A 17,135-nucleotide genomic window follows, 5' to 3' on the forward strand; every position below is an offset into this window, starting at 1 on the left:
GCGGTCCGGGGGCTCCAGGCTACGACCCGGCTCGGCGCCCGAACAGGCGGGCGAGGAACCCGGAGCGGGTCCCGCGTCCCGGGGTCGGGCCCTGATCGGCGTCGTGGCCGGGGCAGCGCTCGGCGGCGGGGACGTGGCGCATGACCTGGTCGACATGCTGGCCGCATCCGGCCCAGGTGGTCTTGCCGCAGGTGCGGCAGGCGACGGGTCGGCACATGGGTGGTCCTCCTGTTGAGGGGATTCGTGAACGGATTCGTGAAGGGGTTCGTGGACGGGTTCGCGCACGGGTCGTGCGGCGGACGGGCGGCGGCGCGTGCGCCGGTCAGGCGAGGGAGAGGAACAGCTTCTCGAGGTCCTCGGTGGTGAGGCCGTCGCGGTTCTCGCCCTTCTCGGGGTCGGCCAGGCAGTCCTCCATCGCGGTGGAGACGACGAGGAAGCCGGCCCGGTTCAGGGCGTGGGTGACGGCGGCGAGCTGGGTGACGACGTCGCGGCACGAGCCGCCGTCCTCGACGGCGGCGATGACGCCGTCGAGCTGGCCGCGGGCACGGCGCAGCCGGTTGAGGACCTTGCGCTGGGCGGTGGGATCGGGCGAGGTCATCGGATGCTCTCCTCGAGGATCGGGGCGGGGGTCGGGGCGGGGGTCGGGGCGGGTGCCAGGACGGCGTCGGCCTCCGGGCCGAGCACGGCGCGCAGCGTGAGCATGCCGCCGGACAGCGAGGCGGAGTCGATGCCGGACTGCACCAGGATCCGATGCGCGATCGCCGAGCGCACGCCGGAGGCGCACAGGACCCGCACCGGCCGTCCCTGCGCGGCGCTGCGGACCTCGTCGAGCCGCGCGCGCAGCTGCGTGTGCGGGATGTGGAGGGATCCGGGGATCATGCCCTGGGCGACCTCGTCGTCGGTGCGGACGTCGAGGATCAGCGCCTGCTCGCGCACGGCGTCGAGGTCGCGGGCGTCCCACAGGGCGAGGGTCCCGTTCAGGACGTTCTCGCCGACCATGCCGACGAGGGTGATCGGGTCCTTGGCCTGCCCGTACGGGGGCGAGTAGGCGAGGTCGAGGTCGATCAGGTCCTGCGCCCGCATCCCGGCGCGGATCGCGGTGGCGAGCACGTCGATGCGCTTGTCGACGCCGTCGGTCCCGTGGGCCTGGGCACCGAGCAGGCGCCCGTCCTCGGCGTGGATCTGGACGGTCAGGTGGATCTGCGCGGCGCCCGGGAAGTACCCGGCATGCTGGGTGGGGTGCAGGTGGAGCGTGCGGGAGGGGATCCCCGCCCGTTCGAGCTCGCGGCGGCTCGCCCCGGTCAGGGCGACGGTGAGGCGGCCGACGCGGATGATCGCCGTGCCCGCGGGCCGCGGGATCGGTCGTGCGGCGTCGGGGCGCAGGATGTCGTCGGCGACGAGGCGCCCGGCCCGGTTGGCGGGACCGGCGAGCGCGATGGGCCGACGGACGCCGGTGATCGGGTCGGTGCTCACGGTCGCGTCCCCGACGGCCCAGATGCCGGGGGCGCTCGTGCGCCCGTGCTCGTCGACGACGATCGCGCCGTCCGACAGGGCGAGGCCCGCCTGCGCGAACGCCGCGGTGTCGGGGCGGACGCCGGCGGCGAGGACGATCAGTCCTGCCGCGACGGTCGTCCCGTCGGAGAGGACCACGGCGGCTTCCTCCGAACTGTCAGCCGAACTGTCCGCCGAGCTGTCCGCCGAACTCTTCGCCGAGCTGTCCTCCGGGTCCGCGACGGGGCCGGGGTCGATCCGCTGGACGGCGGTGCCGGTGCGGACGTCGATCCCGAGGCGCTCGAGCTCCTCGGCGACGGGTCCGGCATGCTCGACGTCCAGGGGCGAGAGGACCTGCTCCGCGCTCTGCACGAGCACGGTCCGCAGCCCCTCGAGGGCGAGGGCCTCCGCCGCTTCGATGCCGATGAAGCCGGCGCCGATGACGACCGCTCGTCGGGCGCCGCCGACGACGGCCCCGCGCAGCGCCACGGCGTCGTCGACGGTGCGGAGCGTGCGCACGCGGGCGGAGTCGATGCCCGGGATGTCGGGGCGGACGGCGGCCGCGCCCGGGGCGAGGACGAGCGCGTCGTACCGGATCCGTTCGGTGCCGGAGGGCGTCCGCACGGTGAGCTCGCGGGCCTCGGCGTCGAGGCCGACGACGTCGTGCCGGGTGCGGACGTCGAGGTCGAGGGCGGCGCGGAGCCGTTCGGGCGTCTGGACCAGCAGGGAGCCCTGATCGGCGATCTCCCCGCCGACGTAGTACGGGAGCCCGCAGTTGGCGAAGGACACGTGCTCCCCGCGGTCGAGGACGATGATCTCGGCGCTCTCGTCGAGCCGCCGGGCACGGGCCGCGGCGCTCATGCCTCCGGCGACGCCGCCGACGATCACGATCCTCATCGGAGGGCCTCCCCCGAGCTCGTCTCCTGCCGGGCGGAACGGGTGCACTGTCGCGTCATCATGCGCCGACCATATACCCCCCGGGGTATACGTGTCGATGGATCCCGTCACGGCCGGACACCCCACGATCCGCCGCCCGAACTCCTAGGAAGGACCGACCGGCGATGGACGAGACCTCGCCGACGTGCCGGGAGCTGGAGGCGGCGACCGCCGAGCTGCTCCGCCGACACCTCCGCTCAGGTCACCGATCGCTCAGGAGCTCCCGCCGCGATCGGCACACAGCTCCGCCTGGATCTCCCGGATCGTCTCGGCGAGGACGCCCTTCGCCAGGAGCCCTCCGCCGAGCGGGCCGGAGGCGTCCTCGCCGAGCAGGGGCAGGGAGGCGAGCGCGGCCCGGACGTCGGCCGACATCCGCTCGATCTGCCAGCGGACCTCCGCACGCCGTGCGACCTCCGCCGCAACCGGGTCCGGCGCGGTCAGGGCGACGGCCTTCGCGGCATAGGCGGCGGCGCCGAGGGCATGCGCCCCCATATGCGCAACGCCCGAGGCCTGACCGGCGGCGCGAGCGGCGGCGATCGCGGCCGGCGAGGTCACCGAGCGGGCCGCGCGGCCCGCTTCGAACCGTCGCCGGATCTCCCCGGCGGCGTCGAGCTCGCCGCGGCCGTACGCCCGGGCCCGCTCGATCCCGTCCCGGGCGCGCTCGTCGCCCCGGGCCTCGGCCTCGAAGAGCGGCAGGACGCGCTCGGCGCAGTCCGCGGCCCAGAGGGCGACGAGGCGTCGATCGGCGTCGGCGAGGGTCTGCAGGGAGGCCATGCGGTCAGGTTCTCATGCGATGCCCAGCGCCCGGGGAGCGGAGACCGCGGCTCAGGCCTCGGGGATCACGAGGCCGACGGCGGAGGGGTCCCGCACGTCGGGGTCCGGGCCGCCGCGGCGCCCGGTGTCCAGGGCGTCGATCCGGGCGAGCTCGTCCGCGGTGAGGGCGAAGCCGAGCACGTCGAGGTTCTCCGCGATCCGGGCGGGGTTCGTGGACTTCGGGATCGCCGAGCGCCCCTGCTGCAGGTGCCAGCGCAGCATGACCTGCGCGGGCGTCCGCCCGTGGGCGGCGGCGATCTCCCCGAGGACGGGATCGGCGAGCACGCTGACGCGCTCCTCGCCGTAGCCCGGATAGAAGGTGATGCCGCCGATCGGGGACCACGCCTGGGTCAGGACGCCGCGGGCCGCGTTCGCGGCCTGCACGTCCGGCTATGCGAAGTAGGGGTGCAGCTCCACCTGGTTCACCGCGGGCACGACGGTCGCCGACTCCATCAGCGTCTCCAGGTGATGCGGCATGAAGTTGCTGACGCCGATCGCCCGCACCCGTCCGTCGGCGAGCAGCGTCTCCAGCGCCCGGTACGCCTCGCGGGTGCGCTCGGCGTGCTGCGGCATGGGCTGGTGCAGGATCAGCAGGTCGATGCGGTCGACGCCGAGCTTGGCCGTGCTCTTGGTGAAGGCGTGCAGCGTCTCGTCGTAGCCGTAGTCGGAGACCCAGACTTTCGTCTCCAGGAACACCTCGTCCCGCGGGATCCCGGAGCGCCGCAGGCCCTCGCCGACGCCGCTCTCGTTGCCGTACGCGGCGGCGGTGTCGATGTGGCGATAGCCGGTCGCGAGCGCCGTCGCGACGGCGTCGGCGGTCTCCGCCGGCGGCGTCTGGAAGACGCCGTAGCCCTGGGCGGGCATCTCGATGCCGTTGTTCAGCGTGAAGGTCGGGGGTGCGGGGGTCGTCTCGGTCATGTCCATCCCATCGGTCGGGTCGGTCGGGTGAGTCAGGTCGGTCGGGTGAAGCGGTGCGGTCGGGTGAAGCGGTTCGGTCATGCCCGCCGTCCTGCGACGCCGGGGAGAGATGTCGCCGCCGCGACCAGGCAGGCGAGCGCCAGCACCGCCCCGGAGGCGAGGCCGATGCTCATCCCCACGACGAAGTCGTCACCGCGGGAGACGAGGACGCCGAGGAGGGCGACGGCGAGCGCGCCTCCGATCTGGCGGAAGGTGTTCGAGACGGCGCTGGCCACGCCCGCCTGTCCGGAGGGGGCGTGCTCGAGCACGACTCCCGCCACCGGCGGCATGGCGAATGAACCGCCCGCTCCGACGAGGGCGACCGCGGCGCCGACGAGCACCGCGGATCCGGCGCCCGCGGCCAGCGACAGCGCGACGAGGCCGACGATCAGCGAGACCATCCCGATCAGGACCGGGACCCGCGGACCGAAGCGGTTCGTCAGCGGAGCGCTCAGGAGGTTCCCGCCGAGGGCCAGGAGCGCACCGGGGAGGAACACCAGCCCCGCCCGGGCCGGCGCCATGCCGAGCTCCTGCTGCAGAAACAGGCTCGCGACGAAGACGGCGCCGAACCAGGAGTACAGGAACGCGAAGCCACTGAACAGGGCGACGCGTATCGGACGGGACCGGAACAGCGCGAGCGGCATCATCGGATGCGCGGTGCGCGCCTGCACCCGGAGGAACAGGGCGAGCGCCGCCGCCCCGACGACGAACAGGGCGAGGATCGTCGGACGCCCGTAGCCGATCTCACCGCCCTCGATCAGCGCGAACAGGACCGTTCCGAGGGCGACCAGCGCCAGCGCCTGCCCGGCCCAGTCGAAGGGCGCGGGCCGGCGCGGAGAGCGCCGCACCTGCGTTGTGAGCACCAGCATCACGGCGCACACCGGCAGGTTCACGGCGAAGACGAACCGCCAGTCCCAGGCAGAGAACGCCCCGCCGAGGACGGGTCCGGCCGCCGAGGCGACGGCACCGCCCGCCGCCCACAGCCCGAGGGCCTTCGCCCGACGTCGCGGTTCGGGGAACGCCTCGTTGATCAGCGTCATCGATGCCGGCAGCATCAGCGCCGCGGTCACACCCTGCACGCAGCGCGCGGCGACCAGCATCCCCGCCGTCGGCGCGAGCGCGCACAGCAGCGACGCGAGCCCGAACAGGGCGATGCCCAGCACGTAGGCGCGCTTCGCGCCGAACCGGTCCGCGAGGTTGCCGCAGCACAGCAGCAGGGCGGCGAAGAACAGCGTGTACCCGTCGAGGACCCACTGCTGGATGCTGGCCCCTCCCCCGAGGTCCTCGCGGATGCTCGGCAGGGCGAGGTTCACGATGCTCACGTCGAGGGTGACGAGGAAGAACCCGAGCGACGCCAGCTTCAGCGCGGCGACCGCGCCCTGGCGGTCGCCGCCCGTGCCGCGGGCCGGACGCTCCTGCGGGGCGGCGTCCGCATCCGCCGCCGGCGGCTCCGCTGGAGGGGAGGCCGCGTCGTCCCTCGCGGGGCGGAGGCGATCGGGGGCGCCGGGCGGTCGGATGCTCATGGGACCAGCCAATGCGATGGGGAATCCGCCAGCCAGTCCCTGGCGGTACCCCCTCTGGGCGCAGCCCGTCGGGGCGATGAGCACGACGCGCGGTCCGAGACGCGGTCGTCCCTTCCGAACCCGCACAGCACACGACCCCTGTCCCGCGATCAGGCGGAGCAGGGGTCGTGCGATGAGTATCGAGTGGACATCCTAGGAAATTACTTCTACCCCAGACGGTCCGCTGACCAGGCATTTCGTCTCATCGATCTGGCGAGGAAGAGCCAGAGCAGAGGCGGGATTAGAACCCTCAGACGGGAATCTACTCGAACTCCGGGGCGGCGACCGAAGCTCAGCGACGAGCAAGTGCAGCGGCTTATCGCGTGCTGATCCGCCCCGGGGATGATGGAGAGACTGAAGCCACGGAAAGGACTTCACCCTCATGGCCGCACCCCGCAAGTACCCCGACGAGCTCCGTGAGCGAGCGATCCGGATGGTCGTGGACCTCCTCGAAGACGATCCCGGCTCGCAGCGGGGAGTGTTCCGCCGAGTCGGCGACCAGCTCGGGGTGAACCCCGAGACCCTGCGCGGCTGGGTCCGCCAGGCGCAGGTCGATGCCGGCACCCGACCCGGCACGACGACTGACGACGCGCAGCGACTCGCCGAGTTGGAGAAGGAAGTCCGCGAGTTGCGTCGCGCGAACGCGATCTTGAAGTCGGCCTCGGCTTTCTTCGCGGCGGAGCTCGACCGCCCCTCCCGCTGACCTGCCAGTTCATCGACGAGCACAAGGGAGACTTCGGAGTCGAGCCGATCTGCGCGACCCTGCGAGAAGCAGGCGTCCAGATCGCTCCGAGCACCTACTACGCGCGTCAGCACCATGAACCGTCCGCCCGGGAACGCCGGGACGATGTTCTCAAGGAGGAGATCGTCCAGGTCCATCGCAGCAACTTCGGGATGTTCGGCGCGAGGAAGATGCACATCGTCCTGAACCGTGAAGAAGACCGGATGGGCCGCGGTCACGTCGCCCGCTGCACGATCGAGCGGCTGATGCGCGACCTCGGGCTTCATGGGATCCGACGGAAGAGATCGCCGAACACGACCCGATCCGCACCGCGGGAGGAGTGCCCCTCTGATCTCGTGGACCGGCATTTCAGCGCGTTCGCTCCGAACCAGTTGTGGGTCGCGGACATCACCTACGTGCACACATTCTCCGGATGGGTCTACGTCGCGTTCGTGACGGACGTGTTCAACCGGGAGATCGTCGGCTGGCGGGTGTCTCGCTCACTCCATACCGATCTCGCGCTCGACGCCCTGAACATGGCGATCTACCTGCGGAAACGAGAGGGCGATGACCTGGACGGGCTCGTGCACCACTCCGATCGAGGAGTCCAGTATCGGGCCATCCGCTACGGACAGGCCCTCGCAGAGCAGGCCGCGGTCGCATCGGTCGGCTCACGCGGCGACTCCTACGACAACGCGCTGGCCGAGGCCCTGAACTCGCTGTTCAAAGCCGAAGTCATCCGGAACCTGGGGCCCTGGAAGGGCATCGACGACCTGGAGATCGCAACCGCGGAATGGGTCCACTGGTTCAAGACCTTCCGACCCCATCTCTCCCTCGGAGGCCTCACCCCGCAGGCCTTCCGCCACGCCCACCAGACCCCCGCAGCGACCGATCCCGAGCCGCTCCCCGAGACCCTCAACGCCAGATAACCGACCTTCCGTCAAAGCCGGGGCTTGACACATGGCCCCGACTTCCTCGCCGACGTTCGCGCTCTCATGGCCGGCACGCTCGATGATCAGGACACAGCGCAGAAGCTCCTCAAGAAGCAGCTCGACGACCAGCTCGCCGCGCTCGATACCCAGGAAGACAACCTGCTCGACCTCCTCGGCGACCCCGACGTCAACCGGGACAAGATCAAGGTCCGCCTCCGCAAGCTCCAATCAGAGCAAGCCCGACTGCGGGAACAGCGCGACGGCGTCACGCTCGACCTGACCGAAGGCGCCGACTACCTCGAAGCCAACCTCCAGCTCCTCGAGCACCCGTACGAGCTGTACATGCTCGCCGACGACGAAGTGCGCAGACGTCTCAACCAAGCCATCTTCGGCGTCATCTACATCCTGGACGAAGAAGTCGTCGGCCGGACCCTCAAGCCACCGCACGACGAACTCCGCGCCGCCGAAGCCGCCTACCACGCGGCCAAGGCAGGTGGAACGAAGGACGAAGCCATCGCCGCGTTCACCCGATCGTTCATCAAGGCACACGGCACCCAGAAACACCAGAAGGCCACCCCGGAGGATGGCCTTCTGGCTGACATCCACGTGCGTGAAGCGGCCATGTGGGGAGCACTATTCACCAGCAGCTTCGTGGCTGTGGGTTCTAGTAACCCTCCTATGGTGGAGCTAAGGGGATTCGAACCCCTGACCTCTTCCATGCCATGGAAGCGCGCTACCAACTGCGCCATAGCCCCGTACCGGGTGGCCGCTGCGATCCGCTCCGTTCCCGGGGCGTCTCGCGACGACTCCCCAACAATACATCTTCCCTGGCCCTGGGCCAAAACGGAGACGCGCCCACGGGGAGTGCTGTGCGCCACGTCAGCGGGCGGCGGCCACACCTCCGGGCTCTTCGAGCTCTCCAGGCTCTCGGCAGCCAGCTGATGCCGCCGCTGCTGGAGGGGATCCTTGCTCGCAGTGCGCTGAGCTATCCGTTCCAGGAGGAGATAGCCATCGTCTGAGCCCCACCGCTAGCTCGCCGACATGGGCATCTGATCAGGAACGCGAAAGGCCCCCGCTCATCAGCGGGGGCCTTCCGAACGAGTCACTGTCTCACGGTTTCTCGAGTGGAGCTAAGGGGATTCGAACCCCTGACCTCTTCCATGCCATGGAAGCGCGCTACCAACTGCGCCATAGCCCCGTAACGGGTGCCGCTGCGTTCCGCTCCGTTCCCGGAGCGCGCCGCGGCGACTCGTCAAGATTACAACTCTGCAGGCCTCAGGGGAAATCCGGAGGAGCGTTGTGTGACAGCAACCTCATCAGCTCGCCGTTGGTGTCGGAGGCGAGGGGCTCGAGCACCGAGCGATGGCAGTTCTCCAGGCCGCTGATGCCGCGGAAGCCGTCGGCGTCCAGGCCCAGCAGCCGGGTGATGCCGAGGGTGATAGCGGCGCCGTGCGCGACGATCATGATCGTGCGGCCGGGATGCTCGGAGGCGAGGCGACGGCAGGCGGCCGCCACGCGGTCCCCCACCTCGGCCCGGTCCTCGACACCGACGCCGAGCACGGGCCGATGACCGCGCCAGGCGGCATGCTGCTCGGGCCAGCGGCGGCGGATCTCGTCGCCCTGGAGCCCCTCCCACACGCCGAAGCTGCGCTCGAGGAGCGCCTCGTCGGTCGCGACCTCGAGGCCCGTGGCCTCGCCGACGATGCGGGCGGTCTCATGCGCCCGCTGCAGGGGCGAGGCGATGAGGAGATCCGGCGGATCCTGCGCGACGGTCCGGGCGAGCGTCGCCGCCTGGCGCAGGCCGTGAGCGTTCAGCGGGATGTCGACCTGGCCCTGGAGCCGGCCCTCCCGGTTGTAGTCGGTCTGGCCGTGGCGGACGAGGACGAGTCTCGTGCGGGCCTGGCCGCGGATCCCGGCAGGGGCCTTCACGCCTGCGCCTGGGGCCGGTCCTGCCCGGTCTCAGGGCGACGGTCGTCGATCTGGAGGTCGAGCACGGGGGCGTCGCGCCAGAGCCGCTCGAGCGCGTAGAAGGCGCGGTCCTCGGCGTGCTGCACGTGGACGACGATGTCGCCGTAGTCGAGCAGCACCCAACGGGCGTCGCGCTCCCCCTCGCGGCGGATCGGCTTGCGTCGGCGCTGCTCGATGAGCTCCTGCTCGATCGCGCCGACAATCGCGGAGACCTGGCGCTCCGAGTCGCCGGAGCAGACGAGGAAGACGTCGGTGATGACGATCTGCTCGGAGACGTCGAGGCCGATCACCTCCTGCGCCTGCTTGTCGGCGGCGGCCTGCCCGGCGAGGCGGGCGAGGTCGAGGGATTCTTCGGAAGCGCTCACGCGGCGTGTACCTCCAGGGCGGTGCGGATATCGGGATGGAGCGCGGCGACGGCGGCATCGAGGCCGTCGTGCGCAGCGCTGGAGCTGAGGGCGTCGGTCACGCCGGGGCCGAGGACCCCGGTGACGAGCAGGGCGACGAGGACGATCAGGGCGAGGGCGATCAGCCCCCACACGACCCACACCAGCGGCCGGCCGCCGGAGCGCTCGGGCCGGTGCAGGACCTTGCCGTCGAAGCGGGGGGCGGGGCGGGGCGCGGGGGCGTCGGCGGCGGCGAGCTCGCCGAGCTCGGCGCCGTCCTGGTCGCGGTCGATCGCCGGTGACGGCCGACCGGCCGGGGAGCCCGCGCCCGCCGGAGACCCGGCGCGGGGCAGCGCGACCGTCGGCGCGGGATCGGGCGTCGGCGCAGACCCCGCCGACGCTGCGGATGCAGCGGGATCCGCGGCCGCAGCGGCCGACGCCGGGCTCGCGGCGGAGCCGACGGCGGGGCTGCCCGCCGAGGCGCCCAGCGGGCTCGCCGCGGACGCCGAGGACGACGCGCTCGGGGCGGAGGCCGCGGTGCGGAAGGAGATCAGGGCCGTGTCGTCATCGGGCGGAGCATCGGGGTCCTCGACGCGCGCGAGCGCACCGGTGATCTCCGAGGGGGACACGGACGACGCCGAGTCGGCGCTCAGCGCGGAGGACGCCGACTGAGCGGAGATCGCGGACTGGGCCGACTGGGCCGACAGGGCGGAGCCCGCCGTTCCCGCCGACAGCGCCGATGCGGCAGACGCAGCCGACGCTGCGGACGCCGCGGAACGAGCGGACGCCGCCGACGCCGCGGAACGCGCCGACGCGGCGGAGACCGCGGATCCTGCGGTGCCTGCCGACGCGGCCGATGCCGCCGACACGGCCGATGAGGAGACGGCCGCGCCGGCGGTCTCCGGGGTGGTCGGGGCGATCGACGGCGGGTGGGGATGGAGCCGGTCCTCGGCGGGGGCGTCCGCGGGGACGGGCTCGTCGGTCAGCTCGATGATCCGGGCGCGCCGACCGAACTTCCGCAGCATCGGCAGCGGGGCGTCGGAGGTGGGCGGGGCGACGGCACCGCGGCCGCCGGGGACGACGGCCAGCTCGCCCGTCAGCTCTGCTCCCGTCCGGGAGTCGAGCACCGCAGCCTCTTCGGGGCTCAGCTGCCGTGCGCGACGGCCGTGCCGTCGGCCGGTCTGGGGCTCACTCATCTGCGTCACCACCTGTGTAGAGGGCGTACTTGTTGATGTATTGGACGACCCCGTCGGGCACCAGGTACCACACCGGCGCACCCGCACCGACGCGCGTGCGGCAGTCGGTGGAGCTGATCGCCATCGCGGGGACCTCGATCAGCGTCACGCCGTCATCGGGGAGCCCGGAGGTGTCGAGGACGTGCCCCGGCCGGGTGACTCCGATGAAGTGGGCGAGCTCGAAGATCTCCTGGTTGTCCTTCCACGTGAGGATGGACTGCAGGGCGTCGGCACCGGTGATGAAGAAGAGGTCCGCATCGCCGTAGTGCGCGACCAGGTCGCGCAGGGTGTCGATCGTGTAGGTCGCGCCCGGGCGGTCGATATCGACCCGGGACACCGTGAACACGGGGTTCGCGGCCGTCGCGACGACGGTCATGAGATACCGGTGCTCGGCGTCGGAGATCGACCGATCGGCCTTCTGCCACGGCCGACCGGTGGGGACGAACACGACCTCATCCAGCGCGAAGACGCTCTGGACCTCGCTGGCCGCGACGAGGTGGCCGTGATGGATCGGATCGAAGGTCCCGCCCATCACGCCGATACGACGTCGCTGCTGCTCCATGAGGTCAGTGATCGGAGCTCTCGGAGGAGCTCTCCTCACCGCGCTGGTGCTGACCGCTGGTCAGGGCGATGATGCCGAGCAGGGTCAGGAGGATGAGGAGGGCGCCGCCGCCCACATAGCCGGGAGCGATCCCGTGGGAGCCTTCGGCACCGGCCTCGGCGAGGATCATGAGCTGGTCGATCATTCTCAGTTGCCCTTTCGACGTTAGACCGCTTCATCATCCCATAGGGGCGGCCGTCGTCCGGGACGCACACGCGGTCGTGGGAGGGTCATCACGGCCGGATCCAGGACCGAGGTCCCGCCGCGGGCCGACCGGACGGTCCGGGCAGAACGGACACGCCCCCGACGAGCCGCGCAGGCGGACCGTCGGGGGCGGAGCTTCCGGGCATCCGGGCGGCCGCGCGTCAGGGGCGCACGTGCCCCTGACCGACGACGACCCACTTCGTGGTCGTCAGCTCCCGCAGGCCCATGGGGCCGCGGGCATGGAGCTTCTGGGTGGAGATGCCCACCTCGGCGCCGAAGCCGAACTCGCCGCCGTCGGAGAAGCGGGTCGAGGCGTTGGCCATGACCACGGCCGAGTCGACCTCGGCGAGGAAGCGCTGCTGGCTGAGCAGGTCGCGGGTGAGGATCGACTCGGTGTGGCCGGTCGAGTGCTCGCGGATGTGGGCGAGGGCCTCGTCGAGGTCCGCGACGACCTTCACGGCGAGATCGAGCGCGAGGTACTCGGTCTCCCAGTCCTCCTCCGTCGCGGGCACGACGGCGACCGTCGCGGGCGCGTCGGCGACGTCGTCGTGCGCGAGGATCGCCAGCGCCGCGGGGTCCGCATGCAGGGTCACCCCGGCCCGGCCGAGGGCCTCGGCGATCACCGGCAGGGCATGCTCGGCGGCGTCGCGGTGGATGAGCAGGGTCTCGAGCGCATTGCACACGCCGACGCGCTGGGTCTTGGCGTTGACGATGATCTCGACCGCCTGGCCGAGATCGGCGGAGGCGTCGACGAGGATGTGGGTCTTGCCGGTGCCGGTCTCGATCACGGGGACGGTGGAGGTCTCGACGACGCGGCGGATCAGGCCCGCTCCGCCGCGCGGGATCAGCACATCCACCAGGCCGCGGGCGCGCATGAGGGCGTCGGCGCCGGGGCGCCCGTGCTCGTCGATCCCGACGATCAGGTCCTCGGGCAGGCCGCGCCCGGCCAGCACGCGGCGCAGCACGGCGATCAGCGCGGTGTTGGAGTGCAGGGCGGCGGAGCCGCCGCGCAGCACGACGGCGGAGCCCGCCTTGAGGGCGAGGCCCGCGGCGTCGACGGTGACGTTGGGGCGCGCCTCGTAGATCATGCCCACCACGCCCATCGGAACGCGCACCTCGCGCAGCTCGAGGCCGTTGGCGAGGATCGATCCGCGCACGACCTCGCCGACGGGGTCGGGCAGGGCGGCGGCGTCGCGGAGCTGCTGGGCGATCGCCGCGACCCGCTGCGGGTCCAGGGCGAGCCGGTCGCGGAGGCCCGCGGCGATGCCGGCGGCGTCCGCGGCGGCGAGGTCCTGGGCGTTCGCGGCGACGATCTCGTCGGCCGCGGCGACGAGCGCGTCGGCCATCGCGAGCAGCAGATCGTCCTTGGCGGCGCGGTGCAGGCGCGCCAGCTGCGGCTGCGCGTCCCGGGCCGCGCGGGCGGCGGCCCGGACGGCGCGCTCCACGTCGGAGAGGTCGGCGGGACGGTCGTCGAGCTCGGCAGAGGAAGTCATGCCCACCAGGGTACGCCGCAGGTCAGCGCCCTGTCGCTCGGCGTCCAGCGCTCGGGCGCCGAGCCCGGTCGGCGCGGGGCCCGCACGTCCGGTCAGCGCAGGAACCGTGCGTCCGGTCAGCGCAGGAACCGCGCGTCCGGTCAGCGCGCGGGCCGTGCCGGCTCGAGGACGACCAGCTGGTCCCGGTGGACGGCGGGCTTGCGGTACCGCTCCCCCAGCACCTCGCGCAGCTCGCCCGTCGGCCGGCCCGCCATGACCCGCAGCTCCTCGCTCGAGAAGCCGACGAGGCCGCGGGCGATCGTGCGGCCCTCGGGGTCGGCGATGTCGACCGGGACGCCGGCCGGGAAGGTGCCGTCGACGTCGACGATGCCGACGGGCAGCAGGGAGCGGCGTCGGCTGCGGACCGCGAGCGCCGCGCCCTCGTCGAGACGGAGGGTGCCCGCGCCGCGGGTCGCGAAGCGCAGCCACACCAGGCGCGAGCGCCGCCGGCCGTGGTGGGCGGGGAAGAAGGTGCCCACGTCCTCCCCCGCGACGGCGTCCGCGAAGCGCGCCGCCGAGGTCATGACGGTGGCGGTGCCGAGGGTCGCCGCCTGCTGGGCGGCCGACAGCTTCGTGACCATGCCGCCGGTGCCGACCTTCGAGCCGACGGATCCGATGCTGACGCCCTGCAGGCGCGCCGCGTCCTCGACCACGCCGATCCGCTCGGCGCCGGGATCCCGCGGGGGCGCCGTGTAGAGGGCGTCGACGTCGGTGAGCAGCACGAGGGCGTCGGCCCCGAGGAGCTGGGCGACGAGCGCTGCGAGACGGTCGTTGTCGCCGAAGCGGATCTCGTGGGTGGCGGTGGTGTCGTTCTCGTTGATCACCGGCACCGTGCCGAGCGCCAGCAGCGACTCGAGCGCCGTGCGGACGTTGCTGTAGGTCTGCGAGCGGATCACGTCGGACTCCGTCAGCAGCACCTGCCCGGCGATCAGCCCGTGGACCCGCAGGGCGTTCGCCCAGGAGACCGCGAGGATCGACTGGCCGACGCTCGCCGCCGCCTGCTGGAGGGCCACGCTGCGGGGCCGCTCCTCGAGGCCCAGCGGGCCCAGGGCCGCGGCGATCGCCCCCGAGGAGACGACGACGACCTCGGTGCCGTGCTCGCGCAGCGCGGCGACGACATCGGCGATCGCGCCGACCTTCGCGTCGTCGAGGCGCCCGCGCTCGTCGGTGAGGCTCGAGGAGCCGATCTTGACGACCACGCGGCCCGCGCCAGGGATCTGCGCGCGCTCGGTGATCCGCGAGGGCTGGCGCAGCTCGCCGCCGGCCGTCGATCCCGACACGATCAGCGGTCCGTCGCGTCGTCGACGGAGGGGTCGGCCCAGTGGCCGGAGCGCCGCTCGTCCTCCATCGCCGCCAGGCGGTCCATGCGGGCGGCGGTGCGGGCCCTCTGCTCCTCGCGCTTGGCCTCGCGCGTGGGACGGTGGTTGTCCTCCACGCGCTTGTCGGTGCCGCGGCGTCCCAGCAGCTCGGCGCCGCCGACCATCGTGGGCTCCCAGTCGAAGACCACCGCATCGTCGTCGGAGCCGATCAGCACGGTCGACCCGGCGACGGCGCCGGACTTGAACAGGGCGTCCTCGACGCCCAGCTTCGCCAGGCGGTCGGCGAGATAGCCGACGGCCTCGTCGTTGCGGAAGTCGGTCTGGCGGACCCAGCGCTCGGGCTTGTCGCCGGAGATCCGGAAGGCGGTGGAGCCCTCGAACTCCTCCTTGACCACCTGGAAGGGCTTCTCGTTCACCGCGCGGGGCGAGATGACGATGGGGGCGGGCTCCGGCTCGGGCAGCGCGGCGCGCGCCTCCTCGACGATCTCGCCGAGCGCGAAGCTGAGCTCGCGCAGGCCCTTGCGGGACACCGCGGACACGTCGAGCACGGGGATGCCGCGCTGCTCGAGGCGCTCGCGGACGAGATCGGCCATGTCGGCGCCGTCGGGCAGGTCGGTCTTGTTCAGCACGACGACCGTCGGCCGCTCCATGAGCGGCACCCGACCCTCGCCGTCGTCGTCGAGGCCCGCGGCGTAGGCGGCGAGCTCCGCCTCGATGGTCTCGAGGTCGCTCAGCGGGTCGCGGTCGGACTCGAGGGCGGCGGCGTCGAGGACATGGACGATCACATGGCAGCGCTCGATGTGGCGCAGGAAATCCAGGCCCAGGCCCTTGCCCTCGCTCGCACCGGGGATCAGGCCCGGGACGTCGGCGATGGTGTACCGGTGCTCGCCGGCCTCGACGACGCCGAGGTTCGGGACCAGGGTCGTGAAGGGGTAGTCGGCGATCTTGGGACGGGCCGCGCTCATCGCCGCGATCAGCGAGCTCTTGCCGGCGCTGGGGTAGCCCACGAGCGCGACGTCGGCGACCGACTTCAGCTCGAGGACGAGGCGGCGCTCGTCGCCGGGCTCGCCGAGCAGCGCGAAGCCGGGGGCCTTGCGGTGCTTGTTGGCGAGGGTCGCGTTGCCGAGGCCGCCCTGGCCGCCGCGGGCGGCGACGTAACGGGTGCCGATGCCGACGAGATCCGCCAGCAGCGTTCCGTCCTCGCGGCGCACGACGGTGCCGTCGGGCACCGGGAGGACGAGGTCCTCGCCGTTCTCGCCGCGACGCATGTCCCCCTTGCCGAAGCCGCCGGAGGTGGCCTTCCGGTGCGGCTTGTGGTGGTAGGCGAGCAGCGTGGTGGTCGAGGCGTCCACCTCGAGCACGACGTCGCCGCCGCTGCCGCCGTCGGCCCCGTCGGGCCCGGCCAGCGGCTTGAACTTCTCGCGGCGGATCGAGGCGGCACCATGGCCTCCGGAACCACCGACGACGTGCAGCACGACGCGGTCGACGAACGTGGCCATGGGGATCTCCGATGGTCGGGAACGGGTGGAGCAGGAACGGAGCGGCCACGGGGTCCTCCCCGTGCCCGGTCCGCGGCGGACGTCCGCGAAGCGGACGTCCGGGGACGCATCGAGGGGCGGAGCAGTCGGCTCCGCCCCTCGCAGGCGTTGGTTCCCCGGGGTGACCGGGGAGCGCGTCAGGCGCTCTCGACGACGCTGACCACGCGACGGTCGCGGGAGCGACCGAACTCGACGGTGCCCGCGGTGAGGGCGAACAGGGTGTCGTCCTTGCCGCGGCCGACGCCGGCGCCCGGGTGGATGCGGGTGCCGCGCTGGCGGACGATGATCTCGCCCGCGCCGACGTTCTGGCCGCCGAAGCGCTTCACGCCGAGGCGCTGCGCGTTGGAGTCGCGACCGTTCTTCGAGGAGCTCGCGCCCTTCTTATGTGCCATGAGGAGTTACCTTCTCTCGTTGCAGCCTGGGAGGCTGATCGTCAGGCGATGCCCGTGATCTTGAGGCGCGTGAGCTCCTGGCGGTGGCCCTGGCGCTTCTTGTAGCCCGTCTTGTTCTTGTACTTGAGGATCCGGATCTTCGGACCGCGCAGGTCCTCGACCTTCTCCGCCGTGACCTTCACCGAGGCGAGGTCGGACTGCGCCGAGGTCACCTTGTCTCCGTCGACCAGCAGGACGGGGGCGAGCTCGATGCTGTCGCCCGCCTCGCCGGCCACGCGGTTGATCACGATGGTGTCGCCGACCGACACCTTCTCCTGACGACCGCCTGCGCGGACGATTGCGTACACCACGTCACTGCTCCATCTTGTTACCGGAAATGCTTCGGTCATCGCGTCCCCCTCCGGAACGGACCGCGGACCTGCGACCGTCGACCGGCTCCATGTCCCGCGAGCGGAAGCCCGGAGGGGAGGTGCGGTCGCGCGGGACCCGAGGGAATGCACGATGGTGGCGCGTTCTGCGCCGAGGGACAGCCTACGGGGCGCTCCCCGTCG

General features: G+C 72.3%; 17 protein-coding genes, 2 tRNA genes, 1 pseudogene and 1 other annotated feature. Of the genes and pseudogenes, 1 reads left to right on the top strand and 19 read right to left on the bottom strand.

Features of this window, described 5'->3' with window-relative positions:
* Positions 1–19: 19 nt before the first annotated feature.
* The 6 genes and pseudogenes from ACXET9_RS06145 to ACXET9_RS06170 form a co-directional block, all read right to left on the bottom strand.
* On the bottom strand, positions 20–217 hold the full coding sequence (locus ACXET9_RS06145; protein ID WP_457885615.1) for a hypothetical protein: 198 nt from the start codon (positions 215–217) through the stop codon (positions 20–22).
* A 105-nt stretch (positions 218–322) separates the two neighbouring features.
* The gene (locus ACXET9_RS06150) at positions 323–598 is read right to left on the bottom strand and encodes a metal-sensitive transcriptional regulator (RefSeq protein WP_457885616.1); all 276 of its coding nucleotides are present in this window, start codon (positions 596–598) and stop codon (positions 323–325) included.
* Positions 595–2,388, bottom strand: coding sequence for an FAD-dependent oxidoreductase (locus ACXET9_RS06155; RefSeq protein ID WP_457885617.1), 1,794 nt, complete (start codon positions 2,386–2,388; stop codon positions 595–597). Before ACXET9_RS06155 ends, ACXET9_RS06150 begins: the two co-directional genes overlap by 4 nt.
* Positions 2,389–2,640: 252 nt before the next feature.
* Positions 2,641–3,201 (bottom strand): putative immunity protein, encoded by a 561-nt coding sequence (locus ACXET9_RS06160; RefSeq protein ID WP_457885618.1) that lies wholly within the window; start codon positions 3,199–3,201, stop codon positions 2,641–2,643.
* A gap of 51 nt (positions 3,202–3,252) precedes the next feature.
* Positions 3,253–4,158 (bottom strand): annotated as a pseudogene (locus ACXET9_RS06165) (aldo/keto reductase).
* Between the two features lie 77 nt (positions 4,159–4,235).
* Complete coding sequence (locus tag ACXET9_RS06170; RefSeq protein ID WP_457885619.1) at positions 4,236–5,720, bottom strand: MFS transporter; 1,485 nt, start codon at positions 5,718–5,720, stop codon at positions 4,236–4,238.
* Positions 5,721–6,141: 421 nt separating this feature from the next.
* Between ACXET9_RS06170 and ACXET9_RS06175 the strand changes: the two genes are divergently transcribed.
* A protein-coding gene (locus ACXET9_RS06175) for an IS3 family transposase (protein ID WP_457885620.1) occupies positions 6,142–7,409 on the top strand; the annotation gives its coding sequence in 2 pieces (ribosomal slippage) (positions 6,142–6,424 and positions 6,424–7,409; 1,269 coding nt in all).
* Positions 6,423–6,551, top strand: a sequence feature (AL1L pseudoknot). (Overlaps the previous gene by 129 nt.)
* Before the next feature lie 231 nt (positions 7,410–7,640).
* On the opposite strand, the gene ACXET9_RS06180 is transcribed toward ACXET9_RS06175, so the two are convergent.
* From ACXET9_RS06180 to rplU, 13 genes are all read right to left on the bottom strand, one after another.
* Positions 7,641–8,018 carry a hypothetical protein gene (locus ACXET9_RS06180; protein WP_457885621.1) on the bottom strand — a complete coding sequence of 126 codons (378 nt, stop codon included), beginning with the start codon at positions 8,016–8,018 and terminating at the stop codon, positions 7,641–7,643.
* Positions 8,019–8,091: 73 nt separating this feature from the next.
* Positions 8,092–8,167, bottom strand: a tRNA-Ala gene (locus tag ACXET9_RS06185).
* A gap of 370 nt (positions 8,168–8,537) precedes the next feature.
* Positions 8,538–8,610: transfer RNA gene (locus tag ACXET9_RS06190), tRNA-Ala, on the bottom strand.
* Between the two features lie 77 nt (positions 8,611–8,687).
* Positions 8,688–9,341 carry a histidine phosphatase family protein gene (locus ACXET9_RS06195; RefSeq protein WP_457885622.1) on the bottom strand — a complete coding sequence of 218 codons (654 nt, stop codon included), beginning with the start codon at positions 9,339–9,341 and terminating at the stop codon, positions 8,688–8,690.
* On the bottom strand, positions 9,338–9,745 hold the full coding sequence (gene rsfS, locus ACXET9_RS06200) for a ribosome silencing factor (RefSeq protein WP_457885623.1): 408 nt from the start codon (positions 9,743–9,745) through the stop codon (positions 9,338–9,340). The genes ACXET9_RS06195 and rsfS overlap by 4 nt, the downstream gene beginning before the upstream one ends.
* Entirely contained in the window at positions 9,742–10,959 is a 1,218-nt protein-coding gene (locus tag ACXET9_RS06205) for a hypothetical protein (protein WP_457885624.1), read from the bottom strand. Before ACXET9_RS06205 ends, rsfS begins: the two co-directional genes overlap by 4 nt.
* A complete protein-coding gene (nadD, locus tag ACXET9_RS06210; RefSeq protein WP_457885625.1) occupies positions 10,952–11,560 on the bottom strand; it encodes a nicotinate-nucleotide adenylyltransferase in 609 nt (202 codons plus the stop codon). The genes ACXET9_RS06205 and nadD overlap by 8 nt, the downstream gene beginning before the upstream one ends.
* A 4-nt stretch (positions 11,561–11,564) precedes the next feature.
* Complete coding sequence (locus ACXET9_RS06215) at positions 11,565–11,744, bottom strand: hypothetical protein (protein WP_457885626.1); 180 nt, start codon at positions 11,742–11,744, stop codon at positions 11,565–11,567.
* Positions 11,745–11,964: 220 nt separating this feature from the next.
* Positions 11,965–13,296, bottom strand: a complete 1,332-nt coding sequence (locus ACXET9_RS06220; protein ID WP_457885627.1) for a glutamate-5-semialdehyde dehydrogenase — start codon at positions 13,294–13,296, stop codon at positions 11,965–11,967.
* Positions 13,297–13,436: 140 nt separating this feature from the next.
* Positions 13,437–14,615, bottom strand: a complete 1,179-nt coding sequence (gene proB / locus ACXET9_RS06225) for a glutamate 5-kinase (protein WP_457885628.1) — start codon at positions 14,613–14,615, stop codon at positions 13,437–13,439.
* A gap of 2 nt (positions 14,616–14,617) precedes the next feature.
* Positions 14,618–16,153, bottom strand: a complete 1,536-nt coding sequence (gene obgE, locus ACXET9_RS06230) for a GTPase ObgE (RefSeq protein WP_457885629.1) — start codon at positions 16,151–16,153, stop codon at positions 14,618–14,620.
* A gap of 176 nt (positions 16,154–16,329) precedes the next feature.
* Complete coding sequence (rpmA, locus tag ACXET9_RS06235) at positions 16,330–16,584, bottom strand: 50S ribosomal protein L27 (protein ID WP_457885630.1); 255 nt, start codon at positions 16,582–16,584, stop codon at positions 16,330–16,332.
* Positions 16,585–16,625: 41 nt separating this feature from the next.
* Positions 16,626–16,934: a 50S ribosomal protein L21 gene (gene rplU / locus ACXET9_RS06240; RefSeq protein ID WP_457885876.1), complete on the bottom strand. Its 309-nt coding sequence runs from the start codon at positions 16,932–16,934 to the stop codon at positions 16,626–16,628.
* Positions 16,935–17,135 lie beyond the last annotated feature (201 nt).

The sequence above is a fragment of the Brachybacterium netajii (SeqCode) genome, assembly GCF_054114245.1.